General features: G+C 53.8%; 6 protein-coding genes and 1 pseudogene. 3 read left to right on the top strand and 4 right to left on the bottom strand.

What is annotated here, in order from left to right:
* The 3 genes from B3F49_RS03490 to B3F49_RS03500 form a co-directional block, all read right to left on the bottom strand.
* On the bottom strand, positions 1-1,358 hold a 1,358-nt coding region (locus tag B3F49_RS03490), incomplete at its 3' end, for a sensor histidine kinase (RefSeq protein WP_293908991.1).
* Positions 1,355-2,080: a response regulator transcription factor gene (locus B3F49_RS03495; RefSeq protein WP_293908993.1), complete on the bottom strand. Its 726-nt coding sequence runs from the start codon at positions 2,078-2,080 to the stop codon at positions 1,355-1,357. The genes B3F49_RS03495 and B3F49_RS03490, both read right to left, overlap by 4 nt.
* Before the next feature lie 3 nt (positions 2,081-2,083).
* Positions 2,084-2,809, bottom strand: a complete 726-nt coding sequence (locus B3F49_RS03500) for a response regulator transcription factor (protein WP_293908996.1) — start codon at positions 2,807-2,809, stop codon at positions 2,084-2,086.
* Positions 2,810-3,034: 225 nt separating this feature from the next.
* Here B3F49_RS03500 and B3F49_RS03505 point away from each other — a divergent pair, with 225 nt between their 5' ends.
* The 3 genes and pseudogenes from B3F49_RS03505 to adhE all read left to right on the top strand — a co-directional run bounded on the left by B3F49_RS03505 (position 3,035) and on the right by adhE (position 7,372).
* Positions 3,035-3,412 (top strand): NusG domain II-containing protein, encoded by a 378-nt coding sequence (locus tag B3F49_RS03505; RefSeq protein WP_293908999.1) that lies wholly within the window; start codon positions 3,035-3,037, stop codon positions 3,410-3,412.
* Positions 3,399-4,511 (top strand): Gx transporter family protein, encoded by a 1,113-nt coding sequence (locus B3F49_RS03510; RefSeq protein WP_293909001.1) that lies wholly within the window; start codon positions 3,399-3,401, stop codon positions 4,509-4,511. Before B3F49_RS03505 ends, B3F49_RS03510 begins: the two co-directional genes overlap by 14 nt.
* A 199-nt stretch (positions 4,512-4,710) precedes the next feature.
* Positions 4,711-7,372 (top strand): annotated as a pseudogene (gene adhE, locus B3F49_RS03515) (bifunctional acetaldehyde-CoA/alcohol dehydrogenase).
* Between the two features lie 245 nt (positions 7,373-7,617).
* On the opposite strand, the gene B3F49_RS03520 reads toward adhE, so the two are convergent.
* A partial coding sequence (locus B3F49_RS03520; protein ID WP_293909003.1) for a MarR family transcriptional regulator occupies positions 7,618-7,805 on the bottom strand: 188 nt, incomplete at its 5' end.

Below are 7,805 nucleotides of genomic sequence, written 5' to 3' on the forward strand. Positions count from 1 at the left end.
GTCCAGGGCTCGAAGAAATCGATACCCTCGGCCAAATGGCCGGTATTGGTGAACGTCATGCTGTTTTGGCCTATCGCCCACCCTACCGAATCCTCGCTGGCCTGCAAGGCATTTGAAAGAAGAGCCTTGCAAGCATAGGTAAGCAACTTCTGGTCGGCTATCAACTGAGCATCGTTTGCATCAAGATAGATACGGTCCTTCTGCTCCTCGGAGAATGCATCCAACACCTGCTGGATGAACGAAGCGACATCAAGCTGTGACAGGGTGGCCTTTGTGTCGGGGCTCTGCAGATTTGCATACAGGGAAACCAACGCGATGCGGTCGGAGAGCGTATCATTCTCCCGCTTGAGCGTAGCAAGTGTTTGCTCATTGACCGGAAACACCCCATCGATGATCCCATCAAGCAACAGCTTCATGCTGGCAACCGGAGTGTTCAGGTCATGACTGATGCTTCGAAGCCACGCCTGCCTGCTCACCTTGTTGAGCAAGAGGTTCTCATCAAGCTGCTTGATCGACCTATTGATCACCTTCTGCTCATCAATCTTGGTTGCAGGAAGCTGCACACCATTCTCCCCGCTGGAAAGCAGCTGAAGAGCCTGCTGGATACCACTGGTATATTTCCCGCTGCGCCTGGAAACCGAAGCGGCCATCAGAAGCGCGATGAGGAAGGCGAACGGCATAGCCCAAAGGAAAGGATACAGCAAACCCTTGAACAACCTTCCCGTGTCCTTATAGGTAAAGGGGGTGTAGGTCAGCACATCTACCATCCCCAGCACCTCGTTGTTGTACATGATCACCATGCTGCCGGCGATATCATTGGCCTTCACCTGGGCAGGAAGCAGGATCGTCTGCTTCTGTCGCTCGGGCTGCCTGCTCACCAAAAGCGAAGTGACTGAACCCGATTGCAGGATCTTGACCACATATACATCACTGTGCATCTCGGAAGAAGTGAACCCCTGCTCCCCGATCGCCTCCTTCGCAACGGGAAGAGCATGATGCATTGTCGGAATCTGCGCCTCTGCCGGTCTTTGCCTGGGGATGGGAAGCGAATTTCCGCTGCTGGTGTTCCCATAGGCGACAGCGACCGTCCCATCCGGGTTGCGGATGTAGAGGCCGCTGACCCGGTCGTCTGCGGAGGCAAGCAACAGCTGTTCGATGGTTATGAACGAGGATGGCCGACTGGAAAGCCCGGCCTTCAGGTTGTTGGTAAACGTCTCCAGATACTCCTCGAACACCGACTCAGTCCAAGAAGCGCGTTGGTTCTGCAGGCTTACAAGCACGACAACAGCCTGGATGCCCAGCACTACGGCCACAACCAACACAAAACTTAGGAATAGTCGGACAAACTGTTTTCTCATACCTCTGTTCTTTCTTTCTCATGGCCGATGAAGCGGTAGCCATAGCCGCGGACCGTCTCGATCCAAGGCCCCTCGCCGAGCTTGGACCGGATGTTCTTGATATGGGTGTCCACCACCCGCTCATACGATTCAACCGTGTAATCGAAACACTCCTCCAGAATCTGGGAACGTGAAACCAAGTGATGGGAGTTCTGGATCAAGTGGGAAAGAATCCTCCACTCCGCTGCAGTGAGGACGACTTGATCGCCATCCACCTCCAAGCGGTGGTCCTGCTCATCGAAACACATCCAGTGATCACCGACATACAGCAGTCCGTCACTTGGCTCGTAGCTGCCGTTGCGGTACCTTCTGAGCACCGCCTGCACCCTGAGCACCAGCTCCTTGGGCGAGAAAGGCTTGGAAATGTAGTCATCGGCACCCAGCTCGAAACCCAGGATGCGGTCGCTCTCCTCGGTGCGGGCTGTCATGAAAATCACCGGACAATCGACCTTTTCCTTGAGCTGCTTCACAAAAGCAAAACCATCGCCGTCGGGCAGCATCACATCCTGGATCAACAAGGAAGGCGTTTGGTTTGCAAATGCTTCCCGGGCGCTTTTCAAATTGGCAAAACCACGCACGACATAGCCCGAGAGCTCCAAATACTGACGCACTCCCTCGCGAATGACCTCGTGGTCCTCTACTATATAAATAAGCTCACTGTTTTTTTGTTTCTGGTCTTCCATGTCTTAATCCTGCGCTTCGAAACCCGGCTTGCCGGAAATACTCTTGCCTGCAAATCGGTATCCATAGCCACGAACCGTCTCGATCCACTGGGAACCGAGCGGACCCATTTTCGCCCGCATGTTCTTCACATGGGTATCGACGATTCGGTCGTACGACTCGAAGCTGTAGTCGAAGCAGTGCTCCAGAATCTGGGACCTGGTGATGAGAATTCCACTGTTGCTCACCAAATAGCTCATGATCCTCCACTCGGCAGCTGTAAGAGGCACCTGATTCCCGTCGACACTGAACATGTGCGACACCTCGTCAAGCTGCAACACCGAATTGCCAAGCGTCCAGGTTGAACTACTATGGAACGCCGAAACACTGACGTCGATCCTTCGAAACAGGGCATGCACCCTGAGCACCAACTCCTTCGAACTGAACGGCTTGCAGACATAATCATCAGCGCCCAGCTCGAAACCCAGGATCCTGTCACTCTCGGCAACCCTGCCGGTCACAAAAATCACCGGAAAGGAAAAGGACTGCTTCAGCTTTTTCAAATAGTTGAAGCCATCGCCGTCGGGCAGTTGCACCTCAAGCAGCAGCAAGTCGGGAGTCTGGCGCGAAATCGCCACCTGCACCCCGTGCAAATCCTCATACGCCTGCACCTCGTATCCCGATAACTCGAGGTACTGCTTGATCCCTTCCCGATCCTCCAGATTGCCGTCAACAACATAAATCACTTTCATAAATTACATCACCATACCTTTGTTCGCTTGACAAGCGTTTGTGGTCAGTCAACACATTACTACACAGTATCTTCACAATGTCTAATCATAATAAGCATAGTGTGAACCAACTGTCAAATTATACCCTGATAATTCACATACTTCACCATCCACCCATGAGGATGAAGAAATAGCTGTTTCACATTCATATTGAAAACCCAATCGGTCCACGCTACACTGCATGCCATGAAACGTCCGCTTGCAACCCTGCTCACCGATACCATCATCCTCGGCCTCTGCATAGCTGCAATCCTGTGGATCAGCAGCAAGACCATAGGTTCGGGCAGCGGGTACCTGCAGGTACAGACCCACGACAGCACCTACCGCTACTCACTTTCCACCAACCGGGAAATCCATGTGCAAGGGCCCTTGGGAGACACCCATATCATTATCGAGGATGGCAAGGCCCACATCCACGATTCGGCCTGTCCCACCAAGAGCTGTACCCATCAAAAGCCCATTTTCAGTGCAAGTGGCTGGATCGCCTGCCTGCCCAACCAAGTCCTGCTGACCATTGTAGGAGAGAGTGCAGAAGCCATGGAGGTCGATGATGTCACGAACTGAGCGGAAAATCGCCTTTGTTGCAGCGGTCACCCTGCTTCTCTCCACCCTCGAGTATCTCATCCCCAAGCCGCTCCCCTTTCTCAAACTCGGGCTTGCCAATCTGCCATTGCTCATCATTCTCGACAGCTTCAGCCTGAAGGCCTACGGCCTCACTCTGCTGCTCAAGGCCATCGGACAGGGCATGGTCTCAGGCACGCTGTTCTCCTACCTTTTTTTCATCTCCCTTGCAGGCACCCTCTCCAGCGGCCTGATCATGAAAACCCTCAAGACAGTGCTCAAGGAAAAGGTATCACTGGTCGGGTGCAGCATCGCAGGCGCTTTTGCCAGCAATATCGCCCAGCTTGAGGTGGCCTCCCTCGTCGCCTACGGGCCATCCATCTGGATTGCCGCCCCGCTTATGCTCACCATCGGGCTGGTCTCCAGCCTAGTTCTGGGCCTTTCGGCGGAACTCTACCTGCAGAAAGGCAGCCTGCCCAAGGCACTCAGAGAAGCGAGCCTTGAACTTGCCGTCCCCGTAACAGAAGAAGCAAGACACTACCTGACGGTGACAGTTGCAAGCTTGGTCTGCATGATTGCCATCATCGTCACCGAAGGCCTGCCTTTTCTGGCCTCGGTCACCGTCCTCATGTACGCGCTGCAAATCATCAGCGGCAGGAAGCTTCGACTGCTGCCGCCTCTGATGCTGCTTCTCTCCCTGCTCCTGCTCAGCCTCTTTGAACCCAACGGCAAGGTCCTGCTCTCCCTCGGTACTGCCGCCTTCACCGAAGGATCGCTCATCCTTGCACTGCAGAAGGCCCTGCGCCTGATGAGCCTGCTTGCAGCCAGCCAGTGCCTGGTGGCAAGCAACCCCAAGCTCAAGGGCAAGGCCGGAGCCATCCTGGTGCTCACCCTTGCTTACTTCGGCATTCTCTCCACCTCATTCCGCTCTACAAGCGGCAGCTTGATCGAGCGGGTCGACCAAACCCTGCTACGCGCCATAGGTGCACAACAGGGTGTCAGTGTTCCGACCAAGCCCAAGAGGGCCATCAACACATCACTCTTTCTTGCAGGGGCGTCGGTTGTACTGGTTACAGCAGTAAGCAGCAAGATTTTCTTTTAATATTACAATAATAGATTTTATATACTTTATTGGCATATTAATTTACATTTTATACCAATTCTTGCTTTTTAATATGCACTTATATACAAATGAGTGCATTTCTTTTTTCATATTTCTTCCATAAATCTTTTAAACTCTCTTGACCTAATTAGATAATTTTTTATACATTTGAACCATCAAAACCACCTAGGAGTGCAACATGGCAGAAACAAGTGTTGGAGAGTTGTTTGCAGGACAAGAGCAACTGCAAGCCCTCATCGAACGGGTCAAGCGTGCGCAAATCAAATTCTCAACCTATACCCAAGAGCAGGTTGACACCATATTCAGGGCTGCCGCCATCGCAGCGAACGATGAGCGCATCAAACTGGCAGCCATGGCAGTCGAAGAGACAGGCATGGGCATCATCGAGGACAAGGTCATCAAGAACCACTTCGCAGCCGAGTACATCTTCCACAAGTACAAGGACGAGAAAACCTGTGGTGTAATCGAGACCGACGCAGGCTTCGGCATCAAGAAAATTGCCGAACCCAAGGGTGTCATCTGCGGTATCATTCCCACAACCAATCCGACCAGCACCGCCATTTTCAAGAGCCTGATCAGCCTCAAGACCCGCAACGCCATCATTTTCAGCCCCCACCCCCGGGCAAAAGCCTGCACCTGCGAGGCTGCGAGAGTCATTCTCGAGGCCGCGGTGAAAGCAGGGGCTCCCGAGGATATCATCGCCTGGATCGATGAGCCTTCCATCCAGAAGACCGACTATCTGATGCATAGTCCCTTGGTCAACCTGATTCTCGCCACCGGCGGTCCCTCCATGGTGAAGAGCGCCTACTCCTCAGGCATCCCTGCCATCGGTGTCGGGCCGGGCAATACCCCGGCCCTGGTGGACAAGAGCGCCGATATCAAGATGGCGGTCAGCTCTATCTTGATGTCCAAGACGTTCGACAACGGAGTCGTTTGCGCCTCGGAGCAGGCGGTCATCTGCCACAAGGACATCTATGATGCGATGAAGGAAGAGTTCCAAAACCGCGGTGCGTACTTTCTGAGCACCGAACAGGCCGACCTGCTTCGCAAGGTGATCATCGATCCCAAGCGCAAGACAGTCAATCCTGCCATCGTCGGCCAGAGTGCCGAACAGGTAGCCGCGATAGCAGGCTTTTGCGTTCCTGCTTCCACCAAGGTTTTGATCGGCGAGGTCGATTCCATCGAGGAAGCCGAGCCCTTCGCTCATGAAAAGCTCAGCCCGGTATTGGCGATGTATCGGTGCGACAACTTCGGCGAGGGGACCAACAAGGCAGCCAAGCTGGTCGCACTCGGCGGCTATGGCCACACCAGCGTNNTATATCGATGAAACAGAGACCGAGAAGGTCGAGGCCTTCAGCAAGACCGTCAAGACCAGCAGGATCCTGGTAAACATGCCAGCAAGCCAGGGTGCCATCGGCGACATCTACAACTTCCGCCTTGAACCGTCCTTGACGCTCGGCTGCGGCAGCTGGGGCAACAACTCCATCAGCGAGAACGTAGGACCGAAACACCTCTTGAACATCAAGACGGAAGCTGCAAGGAGGGAGAATATGCTCTGGTTCAAACTGCCACCGAAAATCTACTTCAAGTATGGTTCGCTGCCCATCGCACTGGGAGAGCTCAAGGGCAAGAAGCGTGCATTCATCATCACCGACTCATTCCTCTTCTCAAGCGGGATGGTGGAGAAAATCACCGATGTGCTGGACAGTCTGGGCATTGAGAGTGAAACCTTCCACCAGGTGAAACCCGACCCCACCCTGGCTACGATCACCGAGGGTATGAAACTCATCAACGCCTTCAAGCCGGATGTACTCATAGGGCTCGGCGGAGGATCACCGATGGATGCGGCAAAGATCATGTGGCTGCTCTATGAGCATCCGGAGGTGAAGTTCGAAGGCCTTGCCCTGCGGTTCATGGACATCCAGAAGCGCATCTACGCCTTCCCCGACATGGGCAAAAAAGCAGAACTGGTCTGCATCCCCACCACCAGCGGCACCGGCAGTGAAGTCACCCCGTTTGCCATCATCACCGATGAGAAAACCGGGATGAAGTGGGCGATCGCCGACTATGCCCTCACCCCCAGCATGGCCATCGTGGACAGCGAGCTGGCTATGGGCCAGCCAAAGGGATTGACGGCAAGCTGCGGCTTGGATGTCCTGACCCACGCCTTGGAAGCCCTTGCCTCCAGCATGTCCACCGACTACACCAACGGCCTCAGCCTAGAGGCAGCGCGCATGATCTTCAAGTACCTGCCGCAGGCGTATCGCAACGGCGATGACAAGAAAGCCCGGGAAAAGGTGCACAACGCCTCCACCATAGCCGGCATGGCATTCTCCAACGCCTTTTTGGGAGTCTGTCACTCCATGGCCCACAAGCTGGGAGCGCAGTTCCACGTGCCGCATGGGATGGCGAACGCCCTGCTGTTGTGCAATGTCATCCGGTACAACGCCACCGACAATCCGACCAAACAGGCAGCGTTTCCGCAATACGAGTACCCCTCTGCGGTAAGCAGGTATGCAAGGGCGGCCGACTACATTGCCATGGCGGTCAACGACCAGCAGAACACGCCGTACATCCAAACCAGTGCAAGCGATACGCAGGCGATGAGGGTCGAGGCCCTGATTGCCGGTATCGAGAAGCTGAAAAAGGAACTGGACATCCCCTCCTCCATCAAGGAGTGGGGTGTCAAGGAGGAGGATTTCCTCTCGGTGGTCGATGAGCTTGCCATCAAGGCATTCGACGACCAATGCACAGGCACCAATCCACGCTACCCCCTGATCGGCGAGATCAAGCAGCTGTATCTGGACTCCTTCTACGGCAGGGCCTATACAGAAGAGTAAGCAACAAACAAGGGACTTCGAGAAATCGGGGTCCCTTGTGCTCTCCAAGCCGGATGCTGCTGCTATGGAGCAATTCAATCAAGCTGGTATCCGACTTAATCGGTTCACCGGCCATAGTTCCATAGTCCTGAGATTTTGGATGCATGGGATTCTATAATTCCAAAATCTCGGGATTCTGGAATTAAGGAATTCTATAATTCCAAAAAGTAATGATTTTGGAATTATGGTGCACGCAAATCGCTTTCCTACGCTTGGAAAATATCAAGATAGCCTTTGCACACAAATACGCGATTTCTTGCGTTTCCAGTCTTTTCCTCAATGAGATTCTCCCTAATGAGCCGATTCAGAGCTCGGTTTACAGTCTGGGTGCTCAGCTCAAGCGTATCGGCAAGCTGAATTGCTGTCTGTACAGGTTTCTCGAAAAAAACATCGA

Origin of the sequence: Sphaerochaeta sp. UBA5836 (genome assembly GCF_002432845.1) — a bacterium.
Classification (GTDB): Bacteria; Spirochaetota; Spirochaetia; order Sphaerochaetales; family Sphaerochaetaceae; genus Sphaerochaeta.

Bases quoted from the DNA above. Each gene is read 5' to 3' on its own strand.
- B3F49_RS03495 (WP_293908993.1), bottom strand. From the start codon at position 2,080: ATGGAAGACCAGAAACAAAAAAACAGTGAGCTTATTTATATAGTAGAG.
- B3F49_RS03500 (WP_293908996.1), bottom strand. From the start codon at position 2,809: ATGAAAGTGATTTATGTTGTTGACGGCAATCTGGAGGATCGGGAAGGG.
- B3F49_RS03505 (WP_293908999.1), top strand. From the start codon at position 3,035: ATGAAACGTCCGCTTGCAACCCTGCTCACCGATACCATCATCCTCGGC.
- B3F49_RS03510 (WP_293909001.1), top strand. From the start codon at position 3,399: ATGTCACGAACTGAGCGGAAAATCGCCTTTGTTGCAGCGGTCACCCTG.